Raw genomic sequence first — 20193 nt, forward strand, 5'->3', positions numbered from 1 at the left:
GCCGAGCGCTCGGTCTTCCACCGCGGCCGATCGCCTTGCGTCGCGGCGACTATCGGTATGCGCCGTCACATGGCATGGTCCCGTCATCGAGCGATCGCCGCGGTCGGTCCCCCGCCCTACGATCACGGCATGTCGCTGCTACCTCTGATTTTCACCGCGGGCTGGGCGAGCGGAATCAACGCCTACGCGGTGGTGCTGCTGCTCGGCTTGTTCGGCCTGACCGGACTCTCCGACGACGTGCCCGAGGGACTGCAGCGCACCGATGTGCTCATCGCGGCCGGAGTGCTGTTCGTCATCGAACTGGTCGCCGACAAGATTCCATACCTGGATTCGTTCTGGGATTCGATCCACACGGTGATCCGGCCTGCCTCCGGTGCGGTGGTGGCCGCGCTCATCGCAGGTTCCGACGAATCGCTGACCACGTTGACGGCTGCGGCGGTGGGTGGGACGACGGCTTTGGTCAGTCACCTGGTGAAGGCCGGGCTGCGCGCGGCGATCAACACCTCTCCGGAACCGGCGAGCAATATCGCCGTCAGCACCGCCGAGGATGTCGGCGTCGCGGGTGTGGTCACGCTGGCGATCTTCTATCCGGTCGCCGCCGCGGCCATCGCCGCTCTGCTGTTGGCCATCGGCCTGTGGCTGATCTATCTCCTGGGCGCCCGCATCCAGCGGTACCGGCGACGCAGGCGGGAGCGCAAGGCGACCGGGAACCGGGCGGTGTGACCCGGCCATCGATCCCGGCGGCTGTGGCGTCCGCCGGACTGTCACCTCCGCCGACACGGACGTGCCGCGCCGATCTCGACGCGGCACGCCGGGCCGAGCGCCTCATTGCGCCCGCCGTCCCTGCGTCGGCGACGTGGCGGGGCACTCGCGCCTCGGCCTGGGCTCACTGCCCGGGCAGGCGCCTGCGACCGTCGGCCACATCGGTGACCAGGTCAGTGTATCCGTCGACCAGTTCGGCGAGGCGATACCAGTACTTGTGCGTGAGGCCGCTGCGGGGGCCGTCGCTGTCGATGGCCTGGTTGGCGTCGGCCCAGCTACGGGCCATCCGGTCGACCACCGCGCCGAGAGTCTCGGTGTGCAGGGCGGCGTCCGGTCGGTGCGCGGGCACCTCATGGGCGATCCACTCGTCGATATCGTCCACCAGTTCTGTGCGCCTGCAATCGATTTCGGCCACCAACCGGACGTCGGCCAGCTCCGCGCGACGGGCGTGCAGCTCGGCGAGCGCATGGGCGGACCGCAACAGTTCACGATCCTCGTAACGCCGCCCCTGGAAGGCGCACAACAGCTGCGGGGCCGTCGGCAGTGCCCCTACCGTCGGGGCGCTCATCCGATCACCCCGGTACCGGCTGTGAACGTTGCAAAAACCACCATGATCGGTTCTCGATTCGATTGTTCCGTGCCCTCGATGCCGGGGGTCACCTCCCCGACAGCTGGATCATGCGCGTGCAGATGCAAGGACGCAACGCCGAACGCAATAGTGCGTTCTACCTAGTGCGCATTGCTGGCACATTGCCAATGTCGAATACCGGCGCCACCCTGCGCAGACGTGTCCCAGATCACGAATCGAGACAGGAAGTCATGTGCAAGAGGGCTTTCCACGAACTCGACGAAAGTGTTCATCCACGCTGCGCGGTATGCAGCCGCGCCGCGGCCACCGCTCGCCGCCCGTCACCCGCGGCGAGCAGTTCGAGCGCATGCTCGTGGATCTCGATATCGGCGGGTGCGCGCTCGCCGTAACGCAGGGCGTGCTCGGGATCCTGACTCGACAGCACCGCCGTACGCACCCCCACAGCCAGGTGCTCGCGCCATTCGGCCACCCCCGGCGCCTGCGAACCGGGCAGCAGCGGCCCCTGGTACAGCCGCACGGCCGTATCGACGTCGCCGGATCCCAATGCCGCGAGCAACTCGGCAGCATCGCAGGACAGCGGCGCGGCCAATTGGTAGACGCGACTGGTGATCGTCTCGCCGGTCACCCGGCGCAGATGCGATACATCGGCTTTGACGGTGGTCAGCGAGGCGGGCCGATCCCCGTAGATGGCCCACTGCAGGCGTTCCGGGGTGAACCCGTCCGGTTCGAGTGCCAGCAGCGCGAGGATCTCCAACTGCCGTGGTCGCAATCGCACCGGCTGCCCCGCGCGCACCAGCCGCCCGGAGCCCAGGCAGGTCAACCGCACCGCGTCCGCCGCCGCGGGTGCGGGCAGCCGGGCCTCGATGGCGAGGACCAGGGTGCGCACCGTCGAGAGCACCAGGGGGTGAGCGCGGTCCCACGTCGAGGACAGGTCGAGCACGCCGAGCGGGCGTCCGTCCGGACGACGGATCGGGGCGCTGTAACACACCCAGCCGTGCAGGGCAGCCACCAGATGCTCGGCGGAGAACACCGTGCTCGGGCGACCGGTACGCAACGACAACGACAGCGCGTTGGTACCCATGTGCGTCTCGTCCCAGCGACCGCCGGGGGCGAAGTTCACCCGTTCGGCGCGTCTACGCATCACCGGCCCCCCGTAGGACCACAGGATGGTGCCGCTTTCGTCGGTGACCGCCGCGACGAAGCCCGCGTCGTGGGCGATGTCGTGCAACTGGTCGGCCAGGCCGGTCAGCGGCGCGCGCAGGGGCGACTCCCGCCAGCGCGCGCCGATGTCGTCACCGCCCGCATGGGGCGCGCTGTCGCGCGCGGGATCCACGGTGGCCAGCGAGCGCCGCCACGACTCGGCGACCTCGGCACGGACGGCAGGCGGCTCGGAGGCCGGTGGTCCCGGCACGCGGCGTGCCCACTCCTGTTCCAGCGCGCTTCTGCGCTGGGAGAGAGTGTCAACCGGCGTCTCGCGCGCCGTGGTCTGCCCGGACCGTGCCACTTTCCTGGTCTTCCTCGTCACCCCGTGCGATATCTCATCATGCCTCACCGGCTCCAGGAGCGGTTCGCTTCCGGCCCGGCCGATTCCCACGGCCGACATGCCGGGGTGGTGTACCGAGCTATTTCCCGGCATTCCGCGGCGGCACGGCGTTCTGCTCCGGCGTGGCCCGAAGCCGCTGTCGGACAGGTAATCTCCCCCCAGATACGCACCACCCGCGTGCCGCCCGCGGTAGGCGACGGTCCGCGGCAGGGGGACCGGTGGGCGGTGCAGGGGAACGCAGGGGTGAAAGGAAATCCGTTCATGGCTGGCAAGCGCACCGTGCTCACGGCGGGCCTGCGACGGCTCGCGGCGTTGTTGTCCGAGATGCGCGAGAACGTCGGGCTGAGCAAGGAAGAGGTGAGCGGACGCACCGGCATCAACGTCACCACGCTCTATCGGATCGAAGCGGCCCAGGCCCGCCCGCAGCGGCGCACCCTGATGGCGTTGCTCGACCTGTACGCGGTGGACGACGAACGCCGCAAGTACGCCCTCGACCTGCTCATCGATGCCCAGAAGCCCGGCATGTCCCGGCCGTGGGAAGCCAACCTCACCGAGGTCTACGCCGCCTACATCAACTTCGAGGCCGAGGCGCTTTCGGCCAGGCACTACCAGACCTCGTTCATCCCCGGACTGCTGCAGACCCCGCAGTACGCGATGGCGGTGATCGACACATCCATGCCGAAAGTCGAGGCGGCGGTGATGGAGTCACGCGCCCAGGCCAGGATGAACCGGGCCGCGGTGCTGACCAAACACGAACCGCTCGAAATGTGGGTGGTGATGGACGAGGCCGCGATCCGGCGCGTGGTCGGTGGCCCGGAGACCATGAGCGGGCAGCTCGAGAAGCTGCTGGAGATGAACAAACTCAAGAACGTGATCCTGCAGATCCTGCCGTTCGACGCGGGCGCTCATCCGGGCATGGCCGGCTCCTTCACACTGCTGGATTTCCGCGACCCCAACGATCCCGAACTCGTCTACGTGGAGGGCATCGCCGGCGACGAGTTGGTGGAAGGGCACGCCGAAGTGCGCCGTTTCGGCATCATCTTCGATCAGTTGCGCGCGATGGCGCTCAGTCCCCGCGATTCGATCGCCGTGATCGAGTCGGCCGCCGCGAGCATGCGCGCCCGTCGCTGATCGAACGCGGTAGGTCGCTTATTGCCACTGGTGAGGCTGCCGCACCACCGGTGAGGGACGCGAAAATCCGCGCCCGCGAAGACATCACGGCGGTCGTCCGATCGCCGGGGAGGTGACGACGGGCAGGCGCATCGGTAGAGTGTGCGCCGATGACCAGCATGGAAGCCCGCCTCGGCGACGCGACCCGGACGGTGCCGCTGCCCGGTCCGTGGGATGTCAACGAGTACCTGGCAAGAGTGGCAGCGCATCGCGGACGCTCGATCTCGGTACGCGCGGTTCCCGCCGACATGCTCATAGAGAACGGTTGCCGGGGTGCGGGTCTGTGGGTCGCCCGCCGCTACGACGACATGATCGTCTTCGATTCCGAAGCCACCGGACGCAACGCCGACCACATCATCCTGCACGAGGTCGGTCACATGCTGCTCGGGCACGGACCCTCCGATGCCGACATCGCCGACGGTCTGTTGCCCACGCCCCTGCCGCCCGACCTGGCCGCGCTGGTCCCCGCCGTGGCGGGTCAGCATGTGCTGGGGCGCGCGCAGTTCGGTCCGGAACGTGAACAGGAAGCGCAGGTGTTCGCGGACATGATGACGGTGTACGCGACTCTGCCGCGGCGCAAGAGCCGCGGCATCCGATTCTTCGGCCGCGGCCGCTAGGACGACGCGGCCGCAGGACCGCGACCGCAGGACACAGCCTCAAGCTGCGGGCGGTCTGCGGGTGCCTGTGCGCAGGTCGTCGAGCAGGGCTTGATAGCAGTCGGCGAGGGCGATCATCCGCGGCGAGGACGGGTAGGCCGGGTCGTCCGGGAGATAGGCCAGCACCGTGTGGTGGGCCAGCCGGTCCACCAGACACCCGATCGTCTCCTCCCCCGGACGGGCCTGCTCACTCGGCACGGGCGTGGCCAGGGTGACCCAGCGGTCGATCGCCCGGACCAGCTGGACTCTGCGCCGGTCCAGCGGGCCCGTCCTGGCCGAAGGCGTGCGTTCCCTGGTCGCGTGCAGGCGGGCGAGTTCACCGGCCGCCGCGAGCATCGGATGGCCCGCGAAAGGGCGTCCCCGGCAGGCCGCCAGCAGGGAACTCTTGCCGGGCAGCATCCAGTCGTCGATCGTGTCGGTCATCCACATCACCAGCCCTTCGCGCCCGCCCATCTTCCACGTCCGCGCCTGATCAGGGAAGAAGACGGACGCGGACATCCGGACCGCCGCCTTCGCCGCCCGGACCCGCCCGCGTATCGTTGCCGCCGTGGTCGAATCACCGACGTCCGTCCCCGTTCATCCCGAGATCGCCGCGCTCGCGCCGTTGCTGGGTACCTGGCGCGGCACCGGTCACGGCGAGTACCCGACCATCGACCCGTTCGACTACCTCGAAGAGGTCCGGTTCGGACACCTCGGCAGGCCATTTCTCACCTATCGGCAGCGCACCCGCGCCGCCGACGGTAGCAGGCCGATGCACGCCGAGACCGGCTATCTGCGCTGCCCACGCCCCGACCACGTCGAACTGGTGCTCGCCCACCCGACCGGGATCACCGAGATCTGCGAGGGCTCCCTGAGTGTCTCCGACGGCGAACTGCGCATGGAGTTCACCTCGACCGCCGTCGGCCGGACCAGCACCGCGAAGCTGGTCACCGCCCTCGGCCGCTCGTTCCACCTGCACGGCGACACCCTCGACTACACGCTGCGTATGGCGGCCGTCGGCGAACCGCTGACCCACCATCTCGCCGCGAGCCTGCACCGCGTCGCCGAACTGCGTCCCGCCTGAGACCCCGCGAGGGTGCTCAGTACTCCGGCGGCAGCACCGCGAACATGTCCCGGGTGACCGCGACCGCGTTGTCCGAGCTACCGCCCTTGACGAGCAACGTCGCGAAGGCGATGTCCCCGCGGTAGCCGACGAACCAGGAGTGCGAACCGCCGTCGACCTCCGCCTCGCCGGTCTTGCCGTAGACCTCGCCCTGGTCGACGATGCGGGTGGCCGTGCCGCCGGTGATCACCTTGCGCATCATCAGCCGCAAGCCGTCGATCACCTCGGGGGCGATCGCCGGTCGCTCACCGTCCACCACGGTCTCGCGCCCGGCGATCAGCCACGGGACCGGCGCGCTGCCGTGGGCCACCGTGGCCGCCATCAGAGCCATACCGAACGGGCTGACCACCACCTTGCCCTGGCCGATACCGTCCTCGGCACGTTGCACCAGGTTGTCGGCCGGCGGCACCGAACCCGAGGTCGTCGGCAACCCGACCACGGTGTAGTCCGGGCCGACCCCCAGGCTCGCGGCGGTCACGTGCAGCGCGTCGGCGGACAGTTCGCCGGCCAGCTTGGCGAACGAGGTATTGCAGGAACGTTCGTAGGCGGTGGCCATCGGCACGCTGCCCACGCTGAACATGTTGTAGTTGGGGATGGTGCGTTCGCCGATCACGATCTGGCTCGGGCACGGCACGATGGTGTCCGGTGTGGCCACCCCCGCACCCATGGCCGCCGCCGCGGTCACCGTCTTGAAGATCGAGCCGGGCGGATACTGTCCGATGGTGGCCATCGGCCCGTCGCGGTCGGTCGCCTCGTTCTGTGCCACCGCGAGGATCGCGCCCGTCGACGGGCGGATCACCACCATCATGGTCTGCTCTTTCGGCACGTTCACCGCGCGCTGCGCGGCGTTCTGCACATAGCGGTCGATGCTGAGCGAGAACGACGGGGCCGGCTGGGCGGGCACTTCGGTGAGCACCCCGGTATCGGCGCCGTTGGCGTTCATGGTGACCACGCTCCAGCCCGCCTTGCCGTCGACCTCGGCGATGACGGTCCGGCGGATCTGGGTCATCAGGTCGGGCGCGAAGGCGCGATCAGCGGCCACCATGTCCCACTCCTCGTGGAAATCCACCCCTGGCAGACCGATCAACATCGCGCCGACCTGCTCGTATTCGAGTTCGCTGAGCAGCAGCACAGTGGTGGGGCCGCCGGCCTCGCGGGCCGCTTTCAGAATCGCTTCCGGGGTGAGGCGCTTGTCGAAACGGATCAGCGCCGCCGACAGCGACGCCGCCACATCGGCCGGATCGGTGGCGGCGGAGGCGGTGAAGCTCACCCGGGTCACCTTGCCGGGGATCAGGACATCGCTGCCGGACTGTTCGTTGACGCGGGCACGCGGGGCAGGGGTGGCCCGCAGAGCCAACGTCTGGGTGTCACCCAGCCGGGGATGGATGTTCGAGGAGGTCCAGCGCACCATCCAGCGACCTTCGCTGCGACCCATCTGCAGCTGCCCGGTGTAGGACCAGACCCGGTCCTTGGGCATCCGCCACTCGTAGCTGTAGTCGACGGTCGCGGTGTCACCGGTGACCCTGGCCGCGCCCGCCCGCGCGGACAGTTCCTCGGCCTGGAGGTTCTCCCACACCGAAGCCAGTGCGGCGCTTGCCTTGTCGGGCCTGCTGGTGAGCTCGGCTGCCCGGTCGAGATCTCCGGCGGCGAAGGCGGCCAAGAAGGCCTCCGCCAATCCCACCGGGCCCTTGGGTTCCGACGAGCAGCCCACGACAGCCGCCGCGACCAGGAGCGCGACGACCACCGGGATCAGCAGACGTCTCATCGCTGCCGATCGTACTGGGCCACCATTCGGCAAGCGGCCACGGCGCACCGGAAAATCGCCCCGGACAACCGATTCCGCCCGCATGTCGTGGCGGCGCGGCGAAGGAACTCAGTCCAGCAGTACCGTGGCGAACGTGGCGACCTGCCGGAATCCGACTCGGCTGTAGGCTCGGCGAGCCGCGGCGTTGTAGTCGTTGACGTAGAGACTGGCAACGCGGCCCGACGCCACCACGGCCTCGGCGACCGCCGCCGTGCCCACCGTGCCCAGCCCGCGACCGCGACGGTCGGGATGCACCCATACGCCCTGGATCTGGCCGGTGCGCCTGGACAGCGAACCGATCTCGGCCTTGTACACCACCCGGCCGTCCTCGAAACGCGCCCAGGCGCGGCCGGATTCGATGAGGCTCCGGATACGGCGCCGGTAGGCCCGACCGCCATCACCCGCGCGCGGGTCGACCCCCACCTCCTCGATGAACATGGCAATGGCCGCCTCGAGGTAACGGTCGAGTTCGGCGGGGACGGCACGGCGAACCTCGGGATCGGCGCGAACCGCGGGCGCCTGGCTCAGCGCGAGCAGCGGCTGGGTGGCGCGCAGGTCCCGCGGTGCGCCCCAACGATCGCTGAGCATCTCCCACAGCGGCAGCGCGAGTTCCTGCCTGCCGACGATCGAGGAACAGATACGCGGCCATCGTCCGGCCCGGTCGGCGAAGGCCCGCAGCGCGTCCCGATCGCCGAGCAGCGGGACCAGATTGGCACCGGAGAAGCACAGCGACTCCGATGGGCTCCGGCGAGTCCACATCTCGCCGAAACCGTCGCGCGCGTCGAGACCGAACTCCTGCACGCGCGCCGCGACCATGCACGAGGCGACCGGATCGGCGTCGAGGACCCGCAGCACCTGAGCCAGTTCCCGGTTCGCGAGCGGACGCGCGGCAACTACCTTCGCCCGACGCGTCGGCTCCCGCAGACTCCGCACATCCGACAGCCTGCCACGAACCGCGCCCACACGGTACAGATAACCGCCGAAGACCAGGTCAGCCGACCGTGACCACCGGCTCACCGGTAGCACTGGCCTCACCGCTCTCACCGATCTCCTCGGCGATGCGCATCGCCTCTTCGATCAGCGTCTCCACGATGAGGTGTTCCGGGACGGTCTTGATGACCTCACCCTTGACGAAGATCTGGCCCTTGCCGTTGCCGGAAGCCACGCCGAGATCGGCTTCCCTGGCCTCGCCGGGACCGTTCACCACACAGCCCATCACCGCCACCCGCAACGGCACCTCCATGCCCTCGAGTCCGGCGCTGACCGCGTTGGCGAGGGTGTACACATCGACCTGGGCACGGCCACAGGACGGACAGGACACGATCTCGAGCTTGCGGGGCCGCAGGTTCAGCGACTGCAGGATCTGCCCACCGACCTTGACCTCTTCGGCGGGCGGCGCGGACAGCGAGACGCGGATGGTGTCGCCGATGCCCTCGCTCAACAGCGCACCGAAGGCCACCGCGGACTTGATGGTGCCCTGGAAGGCGGGGCCCGCCTCGGTGACGCCCAGGTGCAGCGGGTAGTCGCACTGCGCGGCGAGCTGCCGGTAGGCCTCCACCATGATCACCGGGTCGTTGTGCTTGACCGAGATCTTGATGTCGCCGAAGCCGTGTTCCTCGAACAGGCTCGCCTCCCACAGCGCCGACTCGACCAGCGCCTCCGGGGTGGCCTTGCCGTACTTCTCCAGCATCCGCTTGTCCAGCGAACCGGCGTTCACGCCGATGCGGATCGGGATGCCCGCCGCGCCTGCCGCCTTGGCGACCTCCTTGACGCGGCCGTCGAACTCCTTGATGTTGCCGGGATTGACGCGCACGGCCGCGCAGCCCGCGTCGATGGCGGCGAAGATGTAGCGAGGCTGGAAGTGGATGTCGGCGATGACCGGGATCTGGCTCTTCTTCGCGATCGTCGCCAGCGCGTCGGCGTCCTCCTGGCGCGGACACGCCACGCGCACGATGTCGCAGCCCGAGGCGGTGAGCTCGGCGATCTGCTGCAAGGTGGCGTTGACGTCGTGGGTCTTGGTGGTGGTCATGGACTGCACGGAGATCGGGGAATCGCTGCCCACACCGACATTTCCCACCGTCAACTGGCGGGTCTTGCGGCGCGGAGCGAGCACGGCGGCCGGAGCCGCAGGCATCCCCAATCCGATGGTGCTGGTCACTGTCGCCTGCCTACTTTCGCTGCGTTCGTGCTGGCCGTATCGTCTCCGAGCTTAGTCACCGACGCGGCGCGCCGTTGAGCACGTGAGGTCGATGACACACCGCACGGTACCCGGGCCGGGTGAACCGGGCCGAACAGGAGTGTCGGATGTGGCCGATGGGGCCGTGGAGATGGATCCGTGCGGTCCAACTCAGGGGAACAGGCGGATGGGGTTGATGATGTCGGCCGCCAGGGTCAGCACCATGTACGAGCCGCCGATCATCACCGCCACGTAGGTCAGCGGCAGCAGTTTCAGGAAGTCGACCGGACCGCCCGGGCTCAGCCCGCGCCAGCCGCGCACGGTGTTGCGCACCTTCTCGTACAGCACGACGGCGATGTGACCGCCGTCCAGCGGCAGCAGCGGGAGGATGTTGAAAGCGCCGAGGAAGAAGTTCAAGCTCGCCAGCATCAGCACGAAGACCTCCCACAGGCCCGCCTCCGCGCTCTCACCGCCGATCCGGCTGGCCCCGTAGATGCTGACCGGAGTCTCGGGATCGCGCTCCCCGCCGGTCACCGCTTCCCAGAGCGCGGCCACCTTCGCGGGCATCTCGGCCAGGGCCTCGAAGGTGCGCACGAACAGCTCACCGGTGAACGACACGGCGGCGGGGACAGCGGCGACCGGACCGTACTCGGTGACCGCGGGCGGCGCGTCGAGGATGATGCCGATCGCGCTCACCTGCATGGTCGACCCGTCGGCGGCATAACGCAACACCTGCTGCGGTTCGACCGTCACCTGCACGGACTCACCGGCACGGTCGACGGTGTAGGTGATCGGGCCGGTCTTCTCGCGGGTCTTCTCGGTGAACTCCGCCCAGGTGGCGACCGCGGCGCCGTCGACCTCGGTTACCCGATCGCCCGGCAACAGCCCGGCCCGTTCGGCGGGACCGGCACCCGTGCAGGTCTGCAGCGAGCCGTCGGGATTGGCATCGGCCACACACGCCAGGCTGCCGACGACGGGTGCGGGCTCGTCCAGGTTGGGCAGGCCCCAGCCGATGGCGAGCACCACGATCAGCGCGAAGCCGAGGACGAAATTCATCACGATGCCGCCGACCATCACGACCAGGCGCTTCCAGGTCGCCTGCCGGTACATGGCGCGTTCGACTTCTTCGGGCGCGATCTCGTCGAGGGCGGTCATGCCGACGATGTCGCAGAACCCGCCCAGCGGCACGGCCTTGAGGCCGTACTCGGTCTCCCCGCGGCGGAAGGACCACAGCGTCGGACCGAAACCGATGAAATAGCGGCGGACCTTCATACCGGTCGCCTGCGCGGCCCACATGTGTCCGCATTCGTGCAGGGCGACCGAGATCAGGATGCCGACCGCGAACAGCGCGAACCCGACGGCGAACACCATTAGCTCTCCAGCCCTCCTGCGTTGCGCAGCTCTACGTCATTCCGCGCACGCGCGCCCTCCGGGGCCGCGAGCACTCGACCACACTAACGGTCCGCTCCCCCGGCCCTCGTCCAGTCTGCCAGTGCCCGCCGCCGCTCGCGTGGCGATCCGGGCGTGCGATGTCAGGCGCCGACCAGTTCGGCGGCATAGGCGCGCGCCCACCGGTCGGCCGCGAGCACGTCCTCGACGGTCTCCGGTTCGGTAGTCCACCGGTCGGCGGCCTCGACCGCGCGAGCCACCGTGCGCACGATCTCCGGGAAACGGATACGCCCGGCGAGGAAGCCGTCCACGGCCACCTCGTTGGCGGCGTTGTAGACCGCGGTCACGCTGCCGCCCGCCTGTCCTGCCCGGCGCGCCAGTTCGACGGCCGGGAAGACCTCGTTGTCCACCGGCTCGAAGGTCCAGGTCGACGCGGCGGTGAAATCACAGGCCGCGGCGGCACCGGGCACCCGGTTCGGCCAGCCCAACGCCAGCGCGATCGGGAGTTTCATATCCGGCGGCGAGGCCTGCGCCAGGGTGGAGCCGTCGACGAAGGTGACCATCGAGTGCACGATCGACTGCGAATGCACGGTCACGTCGATGCGGTCGTAGCCGATGCCGAACAGCAGGTGCGTCTCGATGAGCTCGAGGCCCTTGTTCACCAGTGAGGCCGAGTTGAGGGTGTTCATCAGACCCATCGACCAGGTGGGGTGCGCCTTGGCCTGGGCGGGGTCGACGGCTTCGAGCTGCTCGGCCGTCCAGCCGCGGAACGGGCCGCCGGAGGCGGTCAGGATCAGCCGGTCCACCTCGTCGGCCCGGCCGCCACGCAGGCACTGCGCCAGCGCGGAATGCTCCGAGTCCACCGGGACGATCTGACCGGGCGCGGCGGCACGGGTCACCAGGGAGCCACCGGCCACCAGGGATTCCTTGTTCGCCAGTGCCAGTCGGGTCCCCGCGGCCAGCACCGCCAGGGTCGGCTCCAGCCCCAGCGAGCCGACCAACGCGTTGAGCACCACGTCGGCCTCCGTGCGGCGCACCAGCTCGGTGACCGCGTCCGGCCCGGCCAGGGAGATGTCCAGCGCCGCGCCCGCGGCGGGATCGGCGACGGCGACATTGCGGGTGCCGGTGGCGGCCATCTGCTCGGCGAGCAGCGCCGGATTGCCGCCACGCGCGGCAAGGCCGACGACCTCGAACTTGTCGGGGTTGGCGGCGATGACCTCGAGCGCCTGCGTACCAATCGATCCGGTGCTGCCGAGCAGCAGGACTCTCACAATGTCGGACACCCCGCCATTGTGGCGCATGGCCCGACTTCCAACGACGCGGCGTCGTATGTCACGATATCGGTCAGCAAGCCGACTGCGTACCGTCCCTTCGGTACCCCACACAGCTGAGGAGCGATCGTGGCCGCCACGGAGATCGAACCCGCCAAGACCGAGCGCGCCGTCGTCACTCACGTCGACACCGCAGAGGTTCCCTCGGCCGAATGGGGCTGGAGCGGAGAATCGCCGCGCGCCTTCCGGATCGCCGCTATCGTCGTCGCCCTGATCCTGCTGGCCATGCTGATCGGCAACCACAGCGGCAACGTCGAGAACCTCTTCCTGATCGGTTTCGCCGCAACACTTTTCGCGGCCGTGGGCTACGACTGGATCTACCGCCGCAAGCCGCGCTAGCGGCTCGCCGATCGACTGCGTCGCTGCCGACGCCTCGACACGCGTACGGTTCACCGTCCCCGGCGTTTGACGTTCTTCCCGCCGGACCGGCCACCAGCGCGCGCCGAGGCGTTCTTCGGCTGAGCGCCTTTCGCCCCGCCGGTGCCGCCCTTGTTCGCAACTCTCCGGGTGCCCGACGTCTTGTGCCGGGCCGCCGATTTCCGCTGCGCCTCGGAGGCATTCCCCGCACTCTTGCCCGCCGAGGGTGAGCGGGTGCTGCGAGCGGTCCGTCCGCGCACCACGCCGATGAACTCCTCGACCAGATCACTCGTCGCCGCCATGGGCCAGGCCAGCGCGATCTCCGTGTCCGGATGATCGGTGACCGGCCGGTACACCAGATCTCGACGAGAATGCAGGCGCGCGATCGAATGCGGCACCACCGCCGATCCCACGCCCGCGGCCACCATTTCGAACACGACGGCGGCCTGATCGAGATCGGAGGCGTCCTGTAGCCGCTCGGCGGCCAACTCGGCGACACTCACCTGATCGAACACCGAGATCTCGTGATCCTTGGGCACCACGACCACCGGGACCTCGCGGTAGAGCGGGATCACCCCGAGACCTTCCCGATCGATCGGCAGTCGCACGAAACACATGTCGACCCGCCCCTCGGCCAGCGCGGCGTGCTGGTCGGCCGCCGCGAGCGCGACCGTCTCCAGCGGCGTCTCCGGGAAGCGTTCCCGCCAGATCCGCTCCCATTTCGACACCGTCACCCCGGGCACGAACCCCACGCGCAGCCCGGCCGCGTCCTGCGCGCTCGATTCGGGTTCGGCCGGGCGGGCGAGTATGTCGCGCGCCGCGCGCAGCAGCCGCGCGCCCGTGTCGGTGAGCTGCGTGGACTCGGCGCCAGGCACGAACAGCTTGGTATCGAGTTCGGCTTCGAGCTCGATGACGGTGGCACTGAGCCGCTGGCGGGAAATCCCCAGCGACCGGGCCGCGCGCGCGAAGTGCAGTTGCTCGGCCACCTCGGCGAACCAGCGCAGCCTGATGGGGTCGATCGACTCGAACTGGCTCATTCGGCAAGCGTATTGCACCGCCGACGGCGATCCGGTCGAGCCCGCCCGCTAGGCTGTCGCAGTGAGTCCGGACAAGAAATCGCAGATGATGAAGCCACTGACGGCTGCCGACAAGCTCGGCATCTACCTGCCCGCCGCGCCCGCGCAGTTTCGCGACTCGCCGGTCTCCTTCGCCGAACTCGAGCGGTTGCGCGCCGATCCGCCGCAGTGGCTGACCGAACTGCGCCGCAACGGCCCCTTCCCGCGTGACATCACCGCCCGCAAACTCGGCGTCTCCAACAGCGGCCTGGCCCGCGCCGAGGTCTCCGACGCGCTCACCGCCGACGAGATCGCCGCGCTGCTGGCCGATCCGCCGGAGTGGCTGGCCCGCGAACGCGAGAACTACGCGCAGGTGCAGCGCGAGAACGAGCGGATCAAGACCAAGCGCGCCGAGCATCGGGCCGCGACCAACCGGCCGGCCAAGAACCGCTTCGGCACCGGCCGCGAGAGCTGATCACGGCTCCCACTCGAGCTTGACCTGAACCTTTTTCGAGGTTCGACGATGGGTGCGTCGCCGCGCCGACCGCCGATGTTCCCCTACAGCGGAGCGGCGCGCACCGCGGCGAGCAACTCCGCCAATTCGCTTTCTCCACCCGTGCGCTCGAAGACGAGGACCCATCGCCATCGGTCCGGGTCGCTGAATGTCGACACGACGATCGCCTCGTCCGGGCCGATCCGGTCCGCGACGACGAACTTCCGGTCGGTGCGTGAACCGACGGTCTCCGAGCCGTGGACCTCGCCGACTGCGGCCAGCGCATCGGCCGCCCGCCGCGCCTCGGCAGCACTCGGGTAGCTGTAGAAGCCGTAGGACATCGGGGGGTCGAGCCCGGCGACACAGTGCACCTTCGCCTGCCAGGGATCCAACGCCGCCGCGTAGCCCTCGGAATCGAGGAAGTCGTACCACCGGGGATAGAGGAAGCAGGTCGCGCCCTGGTAGCCGTCGCCGGTTTCCGTCCCCGGAGGCAGCATCCCGGGAAACGCGGTACGCATCGCCGCCAGATCCTCCTCGCCCGGGGAGCGTCCGATGGCCGCCCGCACGGCGTCACTGTTCCAGGCCAGCACCGCCACTGCCGCGACCAGCAACAGAACCAGCCCGATGATCGCCAGCGCGACCTTCGTGCCCGCCCCCCTCCGACGCGGGACCGGGGATCGGTTCGGTGCCGGATAGGCCGGTCGCGGCGTCGCCGGCCCTGGGGCCCATCCCGGCCGCGGCTGGCGATGCCCGTAGGGCGGCATCGCCGACGGTGCGACATGCGGCGCGGGGGCACGAGTCGGGGTCGGAGGACGCACGGGTGCCTGGTTCGGGAAGGATCGCGCCGGGGCATGGGGGACCGCGGGTGCGCTCACCGGCGCGCGCTGCACCTGGGCGAGATTCGCTGCCGAGAGTCCCATCGCCTGCCGCACCGCGGCCGCGAACTCGACGCAGGAGTCGAACCGCTCGTCGATACGTTTGGACAGCGCCCGGTTCAACACGACGTCCAGCGCAGACGGCATGCCGGGACGCACCGCGCTCAACAACGGCGGCTGCTCGCGCAGATGACCGTGGATCACCGCCACCGGCTGCGTGGCGGCGAACGGAACCCGCCCGGTCAGCAACCAGAACAGCGTGCACGCCAACGCGTACTGATCCGTCCGGTGGTCCAGGTATCCACCGGTGAGCTGCTCCGGGGACGCGTAGGCCAGCGTCGCGGTCACCGTCCCGGTCTTCGTCAGGTGGGTGGTGTCCTCCTGCGGGCGCGCGATACCGAAATCGGTGAGGAATACCCGCTCCTGGCCCGCCGCCCGCGACAGCAGGATGTTGGCGGGCTTGACGTCACGATGCAGCACACCCATCCGGTGCGCGTAGTCCAGGGCGGTGGCCGTCTCGGCGACGATCTGCGCGGCGCGCTGCGGCGGCAGCGTCCGCGGGTCGAGCGACGAACCGTCCACGCCGTCGACGTACTGCATGGAGATCCACAACTGCTCGTCCTCGACACCGCGGTCGTAGACCGACACGATGTTCGGATGGTCGAGCTGGGCGACCAGGTTCCCTTCCCGCTCGAAGCGCGCCCGCAGTTCGGGATCGGCGAAGGCCTCCCGGTTCAGCAGCTTCAGCGCCGTGCGCCGGGGCAGGCGGGGATGACGGGCCAGATAGACCGCGCCCATCCCTCCTCTGCCGAGCAGCTTCTCCACGGTGTAGCCGGCGAAGACGGCCCCCGGTTGCAGCACTGGTCCCCCGAATTCATCGCGATCGCGTCGTTCAGTTCTCCGCCGCCAGCTGACCACAGGCAGCGGCGATCTCCTGACCCCTGGTGTCACGGACGGTACACGGCACACCTTGGGCGTTCACACGACGGACGAACTCCTGCTCGACCGGCTTGGGGCTGGCATCCCACTGGCTACCCGGCGTCGGATTCAGCGGGATCACGTTCACATGCACCCGCGAGCCCAGCGCCTTGTGCAGTTTCGCACCGAGCATGTCCGCCCGCCACGGCTGATCGTTGACATCGCGAATCAGCGCGTACTCCACCGAGACCCGGCGGCCGGTCTTGTCGGCGTAGTAGCGCGCCGCCTCCAACACCTCGGCGACCGGCCAGCGATTGTTCACCGGCACCAGGGTGTCGCGCAGTTCGTCGTCGGGGGTGTGCAGGGAGACCGCCAGTGTCACCGAGAGTCCCTCGTCGGCGAGCTTGCGGATGGCCGGGGCCAGGCCGACCGTGGAGACCACCACATTGCGCTGGGAGATACCGAGTCCGTCGGGCGCGGGCGAGGTGATCCGGCGGACCGCCGCCACCACGCGCTTGTAGTTGGCCAGCGGCTCGCCCATGCCCATGAACACGATGTTCGACAGCCGCCCCGCGCCACCGGCCACCTCGCCGTCGCGCAATGCCGCGGCAGCCGAGCGCACCTGGTCGACGATCTCGGCGGTGGACAGGTTGCGATCGAGCCCACCCTGACCGGTCGCGCAGAACGGGCACGCCATGCCGCAGCCGGCCTGACTGGAGATGCACAGGGTGTTGCGGTCGGTGTAGCGCATCAGCACGCTCTCCAGCAGGGTGCCGTCACCGGCGCGCCAGAGTGTCTTACGGGTGCTGCCGTCGTCGCAGGTCACGTGCTTGACCGCGCTGAGCAGCGGCGGAAACAGCGCCGCGCCGATCTTCTCGCGGACCGGCGCGGGCAGATCGGTCATCTGCGCCGGGTCGGCCTGCAGGCGGCCATAGTACTGACGGGCGATCTGGTCGGCCCGGAACTTCGGCAACCCCAGTTCCTCGACCGCCGCTCGCCTGCCGTCCGCGTCGAGGTCGGCGAGATGGCGCGGCGGCATGCCACGGCGTGGAGCATCGAAGACGAGGGGCAAGGAGACGGCCATAGTGTCTCCAGTGTCCCATCTGCTCGGATTCTCCGCCGACCCAGGTCAGGAGTCGCTCAGCGCTTGGCCACCCGGCGCAATTGCATGATGCGCACCCCGCCGACCAACGCCATCACCAGCGCGCCGCCGATCACCGACAGCAGCACCGCGACGCCGAGCGGCAGATGGAACTCCCAGAAGAACAAGCTCACCTCGACCGAGGTCAGGTTCTGCAGGATGAACACCAGCAGCAGCACCAGGATGAGCGCGCCTGCGATCAGGCTCATCCAGGCGTAGCCGGTCCTGGATCTGAGGGACTTCGGCTCGCCGGGCACCCCGGGTTCGACGAGGGGAGGTTCGAATTCGTCGTTCGCGGACATGCCTCGATCATGGCCGATGGCTATCGACCGTGATGGGAAATCGGGAACACGGCGCGCCGAGGGGCCTCACACCAGGGTGCTCAACACCAGCCAGGAGACGAATGCCGAGGGCAGCATGGAGTCCAGCCGGTCCATGATGCCGCCGTGACCGGGCAGCAGCGTGCCCATGTCCTTGATGCCGAGTTCGCGTTTGATCTGCGATTCGATCAGGTCGCCGACGGTGGCCACCACCACCAGCCCGACGCCGAGCAGGACACCGATCATCGAATTGGCCTGCAACAGCAGGGTGACCGTGAGCAGACCGCCGATCACGCTGAACACCAGCGAACCGCAGAACCCCTCCCAGGACTTCTTCGGGCTGATCGAGGGCACCATGGGATGCTTGCCGAACAGCACGCCCGCCACGTAGCCGCCCACGTCGGAGCAGACCACCAGGATCATGAAGGTCAGCACCCGAAGGTTGCCGTCATCCTCGAGCAGCAGCAGCGTGGCGAACGCGCCGAGCAAAGGCACCCAGGCCAGGGTGAACACGGCGATGGCGGTATCGCGCAGGAAGTTGCGCGGCGCGGTGCGCATCCCGTGGTCGAACAGGCGCCACACCATGCAGGTCAGGGCAGTGAACGCGAACGCGGCGAGCACGCCCTCGGCGCCGAAGGGCCAGCCGAGCCAGAACACCGCCTGACCGCCCACGATCAGCGGGATGCGCGGCACCAGCACATCGGCCTCGCGCAGCCGTTTGGCCACCTCCCAGGTCGCCACCCCGATGCCGGTCGCGGCGAACGGGATGAACACCAGTGGCGCGAACAGCAGAATGGCGATGAGGGACAGCCCGAGCCCGAAGCCGACAGCGAGCGCGGCGGGCAGGTTTCGTCCCGCCTTCGACGTGACCGGAGCCGGCTCCACAGGCGCCGCCGCGTGCGCGTGGATCGTTTCAGGTGTGCCGTTGGCCGGCATCGGCTCGTCGGCCGCACCTTCGGCGGCGGCTTTCTCGGCCACGATTGTCCCGTCGCTCACTCGTGTGTTCCGTTTCGTCCCCCGCCCGGGCGGGCCCTCGCGTCTTCCTCAGACCTCGAGGAGTTCGGCTTCCTTGTGCTTGACCAGTTCGTCGATCTGGCCGACATACTTCGCGGTGGTCTTGTCGAGCTCTTTCTCCGCGCGACCGACCTCGTCCTCGCCGGCTTCGCCATCCTTCTGGATCCGCCCGAGCTCTTCCATCGCTTTGCGGCGGACATTGCGGATGGCGACCTTCGCGTCCTCGCCCTTGCCCTTGGCCTGCTTCACCATGTCGCGGCGGCGTTCCTCGGTGAGCTGCGGGATGCTGATCCGCAGGATGTCACCGTTGTTCGTCGGGTTCACGCCCAGATCCGAATTGCGGATCGCGGTTTCGATCGGGCCCAGCTGACCGGCTTCGTAGGGCTTGATCACCACCATCCGAGGCTCGGGCACGGTGATGCTGGACATCTGGGTGATGGGCGTGGGCGAACCGTAGTAGTCCACCACGACCCGGGAGAACATGCCCGGGTTCGCGCGACCGGTCCGGATGGTCCCGAGATCGTCCTTCGCTACCGAGACGGCCTTCTCCATCTTCTCCTCGGCGTCGAAGAGCGCTTCTTCTATCACGACCATTTCCTCCACAGCGTCGTCATCGTCATGATCCGCGGGCCGCGGACTCAGGAACGAACCAATGTGCCGATCTTCTCACCGGCGACCGCACGGGCGATATTGCCCTTGACCAACAGATTGAACACCAGGATGGGCATTTGATTGTCCATACAGAGACTGAACGCCGTCGCATCGGCGACCTTGAGACCACGCTCGATCACTTCCTTGTGGGTGATCTCGCTGAACATGGTCGCGTTCTCGACGACCCGGGGGTCCGCGTCGAACACCCCGTCGACCGCCTTGGCCATCAGTACCACGTCCGCGCCGATCTCCAGGGCGCGCTGAGCCGCCGTGGTGTCGGTGGAGAAGTACGGCATCCCCATGCCGGCACCGAAGATGACCACGCGTCCCTTCTCCAGGTGTCGCTTGGCACGCAGCGGCAGGTACGGCTCGGCGACCTGCCCCATGGTGATGGCGGTCTGCACGCGGGTGTCGACCCCCTGCTTCTGCAGAAAGTCCTGCAGCGCAAGGCTGTTCATCACGGTGCCGAGCATGCCCATGTAGTCCGAGCGGGCCCGCTCCATGCCGCGTTCCTCGAGTTCGGCGCCTCGGAAGAAGTTGCCGCCGCCGATCACCACCGCCACCTGAGCACCGCCCGCGACCACCTCGGCGATCTGCTCGGCGACGGTCTCCACGACGTCCGGATCGAGTCCGACCTTTCCGCCGCCGAACATCTCACCACCCAGTTTGAGCAGTACCCGGCGGTATCCAGGACGCGCGGTACCCGGGTCGGTCATCGATGTATCTCTCCTTCGGCGATCGGGTCTGCTCACCGTGGGTGAGCCATCGGTCGGCGGGGTTCCGGCAGGGACATGGAACCGCCCGGTAAAGCCATCTCATCCTGCCTTACGCCGACGGGGTCGAATCC

At 68.8% G+C, this 20193-nt stretch carries 21 protein-coding genes; 6 read left to right on the plus strand and 15 right to left on the minus strand.

The genetic code is table 11. The annotated features are described in order from the left end of the window. The first annotated feature begins 129 nt into the window (after positions 1 to 129). Complete coding sequence (locus tag IU449_RS08935; protein ID WP_195001393.1) at positions 130 to 723, plus strand: DUF4126 domain-containing protein; 594 nt, start codon at positions 130 to 132, stop codon at positions 721 to 723. Between the two features lie 163 nt (positions 724 to 886). On the opposite strand, the gene IU449_RS08940 is transcribed toward IU449_RS08935, so the two are convergent. Both IU449_RS08940 and IU449_RS08945 read right to left on the minus strand, forming a co-directional pair. Beyond that, positions 887 to 1330, minus strand: coding sequence for a DUF4254 domain-containing protein (locus IU449_RS08940; RefSeq protein ID WP_195001394.1), 444 nt, complete (start codon positions 1328 to 1330; stop codon positions 887 to 889). Positions 1331 to 1619: 289 nt separating this feature from the next. Then, positions 1620 to 2855, minus strand: a complete 1236-nt coding sequence (locus IU449_RS08945; protein WP_416382116.1) for a transcriptional regulator — start codon at positions 2853 to 2855, stop codon at positions 1620 to 1622. Between the two features lie 300 nt (positions 2856 to 3155). On the opposite strand from IU449_RS08945, the gene IU449_RS08950 reads away from it, so the two are divergent. Together IU449_RS08950 and IU449_RS08955 are read left to right on the plus strand one after the other, a co-directional pair. Further along, positions 3156 to 4025, plus strand: coding sequence for a helix-turn-helix domain-containing protein (locus tag IU449_RS08950; protein ID WP_195001395.1), 870 nt, complete (start codon positions 3156 to 3158; stop codon positions 4023 to 4025). A 149-nt stretch (positions 4026 to 4174) separates the two neighbouring features. Further along, entirely contained in the window at positions 4175 to 4681 is a 507-nt protein-coding gene (locus IU449_RS08955) for a hypothetical protein (protein WP_195001396.1), read from the plus strand. A 39-nt stretch (positions 4682 to 4720) separates the two neighbouring features. On the opposite strand, the gene IU449_RS08960 is transcribed toward IU449_RS08955, so the two are convergent. Beyond that, a complete protein-coding gene (locus IU449_RS08960; RefSeq protein ID WP_228803836.1) occupies positions 4721 to 5218 on the minus strand; it encodes a hypothetical protein in 498 nt (165 codons plus the stop codon). Between the two features lie 49 nt (positions 5219 to 5267). Here IU449_RS08960 and IU449_RS08965 point away from each other — a divergent pair, with 49 nt between their 5' ends. After that, positions 5268 to 5783 (plus strand): peroxynitrite isomerase, encoded by a 516-nt coding sequence (locus tag IU449_RS08965; RefSeq protein WP_195001397.1) that lies wholly within the window; start codon positions 5268 to 5270, stop codon positions 5781 to 5783. A 16-nt stretch (positions 5784 to 5799) separates the two neighbouring features. On the opposite strand, the gene IU449_RS08970 is transcribed toward IU449_RS08965, so the two are convergent. From IU449_RS08970 to dxr, 5 genes are all read right to left on the minus strand, one after another. Then, entirely contained in the window at positions 5800 to 7587 is a 1788-nt protein-coding gene (locus tag IU449_RS08970; protein WP_195001398.1) for a penicillin-binding transpeptidase domain-containing protein, read from the minus strand. Between the two features lie 108 nt (positions 7588 to 7695). Next, positions 7696 to 8559 (minus strand): GNAT family N-acetyltransferase, encoded by an 864-nt coding sequence (locus tag IU449_RS08975; RefSeq protein WP_195001399.1) that lies wholly within the window; start codon positions 8557 to 8559, stop codon positions 7696 to 7698. A gap of 58 nt (positions 8560 to 8617) precedes the next feature. Then, positions 8618 to 9760, minus strand: a complete 1143-nt coding sequence (gene ispG / locus IU449_RS08980) for a flavodoxin-dependent (E)-4-hydroxy-3-methylbut-2-enyl-diphosphate synthase (protein WP_195002427.1) — start codon at positions 9758 to 9760, stop codon at positions 8618 to 8620. A gap of 213 nt (positions 9761 to 9973) precedes the next feature. Beyond that, positions 9974 to 11173 (minus strand): M50 family metallopeptidase, encoded by a 1200-nt coding sequence (locus tag IU449_RS08985; RefSeq protein ID WP_195001400.1) that lies wholly within the window; start codon positions 11171 to 11173, stop codon positions 9974 to 9976. A gap of 161 nt (positions 11174 to 11334) precedes the next feature. Further along, the gene (dxr, locus tag IU449_RS08990) at positions 11335 to 12492 is read right to left on the minus strand and encodes a 1-deoxy-D-xylulose-5-phosphate reductoisomerase (protein WP_195001401.1); all 1158 of its coding nucleotides are present in this window, start codon (positions 12490 to 12492) and stop codon (positions 11335 to 11337) included. A gap of 99 nt (positions 12493 to 12591) precedes the next feature. Between dxr and IU449_RS08995 the strand changes: the two genes are divergently transcribed. Next, positions 12592 to 12861, plus strand: a complete 270-nt coding sequence (locus IU449_RS08995; RefSeq protein ID WP_195001402.1) for a DUF2631 domain-containing protein — start codon at positions 12592 to 12594, stop codon at positions 12859 to 12861. 50 nt (positions 12862 to 12911) lie between these two features. On the opposite strand, the gene IU449_RS09000 is transcribed toward IU449_RS08995, so the two are convergent. Then, complete coding sequence (locus IU449_RS09000) at positions 12912 to 13916, minus strand: LysR family transcriptional regulator (RefSeq protein WP_195001403.1); 1005 nt, start codon at positions 13914 to 13916, stop codon at positions 12912 to 12914. Positions 13917 to 13977: 61 nt separating this feature from the next. Between IU449_RS09000 and IU449_RS09005 the strand changes: the two genes are divergently transcribed. Beyond that, positions 13978 to 14409, plus strand: a complete 432-nt coding sequence (locus tag IU449_RS09005; protein WP_195001404.1) for a DUF5997 family protein — start codon at positions 13978 to 13980, stop codon at positions 14407 to 14409. Positions 14410 to 14492: 83 nt separating this feature from the next. On the opposite strand, the gene IU449_RS09010 is transcribed toward IU449_RS09005, so the two are convergent. The 6 genes from IU449_RS09010 to pyrH form a co-directional block, all read right to left on the minus strand. Beyond that, the gene (locus IU449_RS09010; RefSeq protein ID WP_195001405.1) at positions 14493 to 16163 is read right to left on the minus strand and encodes a serine/threonine-protein kinase; all 1671 of its coding nucleotides are present in this window, start codon (positions 16161 to 16163) and stop codon (positions 14493 to 14495) included. Between the two features lie 31 nt (positions 16164 to 16194). Then, a complete protein-coding gene (rlmN, locus tag IU449_RS09015; RefSeq protein WP_195001406.1) occupies positions 16195 to 17304 on the minus strand; it encodes a 23S rRNA (adenine(2503)-C(2))-methyltransferase RlmN in 1110 nt (369 codons plus the stop codon). 56 nt (positions 17305 to 17360) lie between these two features. Then, positions 17361 to 17663 (minus strand): LapA family protein, encoded by a 303-nt coding sequence (locus IU449_RS09020; RefSeq protein WP_195001407.1) that lies wholly within the window; start codon positions 17661 to 17663, stop codon positions 17361 to 17363. Positions 17664 to 17729: 66 nt separating this feature from the next. Then, positions 17730 to 18617, minus strand: coding sequence for a phosphatidate cytidylyltransferase (locus IU449_RS09025; protein WP_195002428.1), 888 nt, complete (start codon positions 18615 to 18617; stop codon positions 17730 to 17732). Positions 18618 to 18725: 108 nt separating this feature from the next. After that, the gene (gene frr / locus IU449_RS09030) at positions 18726 to 19283 is read right to left on the minus strand and encodes a ribosome recycling factor (protein ID WP_067854586.1); all 558 of its coding nucleotides are present in this window, start codon (positions 19281 to 19283) and stop codon (positions 18726 to 18728) included. A 50-nt stretch (positions 19284 to 19333) separates the two neighbouring features. Next, the gene (gene pyrH, locus IU449_RS09035) at positions 19334 to 20062 is read right to left on the minus strand and encodes a UMP kinase (RefSeq protein ID WP_195001408.1); all 729 of its coding nucleotides are present in this window, start codon (positions 20060 to 20062) and stop codon (positions 19334 to 19336) included. Positions 20063 to 20193: the final 131 nt, after the last annotated feature.

Origin of the sequence: Nocardia higoensis (genome assembly GCF_015477835.1) — a bacterium.
Taxonomy (GTDB): Bacteria; Actinomycetota; Actinomycetes; order Mycobacteriales; family Mycobacteriaceae; genus Nocardia; species Nocardia higoensis_A.

Excerpts from the sequence above, each read along its gene's own strand:
- IU449_RS08955 (WP_195001396.1), top strand. The coding sequence starts at position 4,175 with ATGACCAGCATGGAAGCCCGCCTCGGCGACGCGACCCGGACGGTGCCG.
- IU449_RS08985 (WP_195001400.1), bottom strand. The coding sequence starts at position 11,173 with ATGGTGTTCGCCGTCGGGTTCGCGCTGTTCGCGGTCGGCATCCTGATC.
- dxr (WP_195001401.1), bottom strand. The coding sequence starts at position 12,492 with ATGCGCCACAATGGCGGGGTGTCCGACATTGTGAGAGTCCTGCTGCTC.
- IU449_RS09000 (WP_195001403.1), bottom strand. The coding sequence starts at position 13,916 with ATGAGCCAGTTCGAGTCGATCGACCCCATCAGGCTGCGCTGGTTCGCC.
- IU449_RS08940 (WP_195001394.1), bottom strand. The coding sequence starts at position 1,330 with ATGAGCGCCCCGACGGTAGGGGCACTGCCGACGGCCCCGCAGCTGTTG.
- IU449_RS09025 (WP_195002428.1), bottom strand. The coding sequence starts at position 18,617 with ATGCCGGCCAACGGCACACCTGAAACGATCCACGCGCACGCGGCGGCG.
- IU449_RS08950 (WP_195001395.1), top strand. The coding sequence starts at position 3,156 with ATGGCTGGCAAGCGCACCGTGCTCACGGCGGGCCTGCGACGGCTCGCG.
- IU449_RS08935 (WP_195001393.1), top strand. The coding sequence starts at position 130 with ATGTCGCTGCTACCTCTGATTTTCACCGCGGGCTGGGCGAGCGGAATC.
- IU449_RS08970 (WP_195001398.1), bottom strand. The coding sequence starts at position 7,587 with ATGAGACGTCTGCTGATCCCGGTGGTCGTCGCGCTCCTGGTCGCGGCG.
- IU449_RS08960 (WP_228803836.1), bottom strand. The coding sequence starts at position 5,218 with ATGTCCGCGTCCGTCTTCTTCCCTGATCAGGCGCGGACGTGGAAGATG.
- IU449_RS09020 (WP_195001407.1), bottom strand. The coding sequence starts at position 17,663 with ATGTCCGCGAACGACGAATTCGAACCTCCCCTCGTCGAACCCGGGGTG.
- ispG (WP_195002427.1), bottom strand. The coding sequence starts at position 9,760 with ATGCCTGCGGCTCCGGCCGCCGTGCTCGCTCCGCGCCGCAAGACCCGC.
- rlmN (WP_195001406.1), bottom strand. The coding sequence starts at position 17,304 with ATGGCCGTCTCCTTGCCCCTCGTCTTCGATGCTCCACGCCGTGGCATG.
- pyrH (WP_195001408.1), bottom strand. The coding sequence starts at position 20,062 with ATGACCGACCCGGGTACCGCGCGTCCTGGATACCGCCGGGTACTGCTC.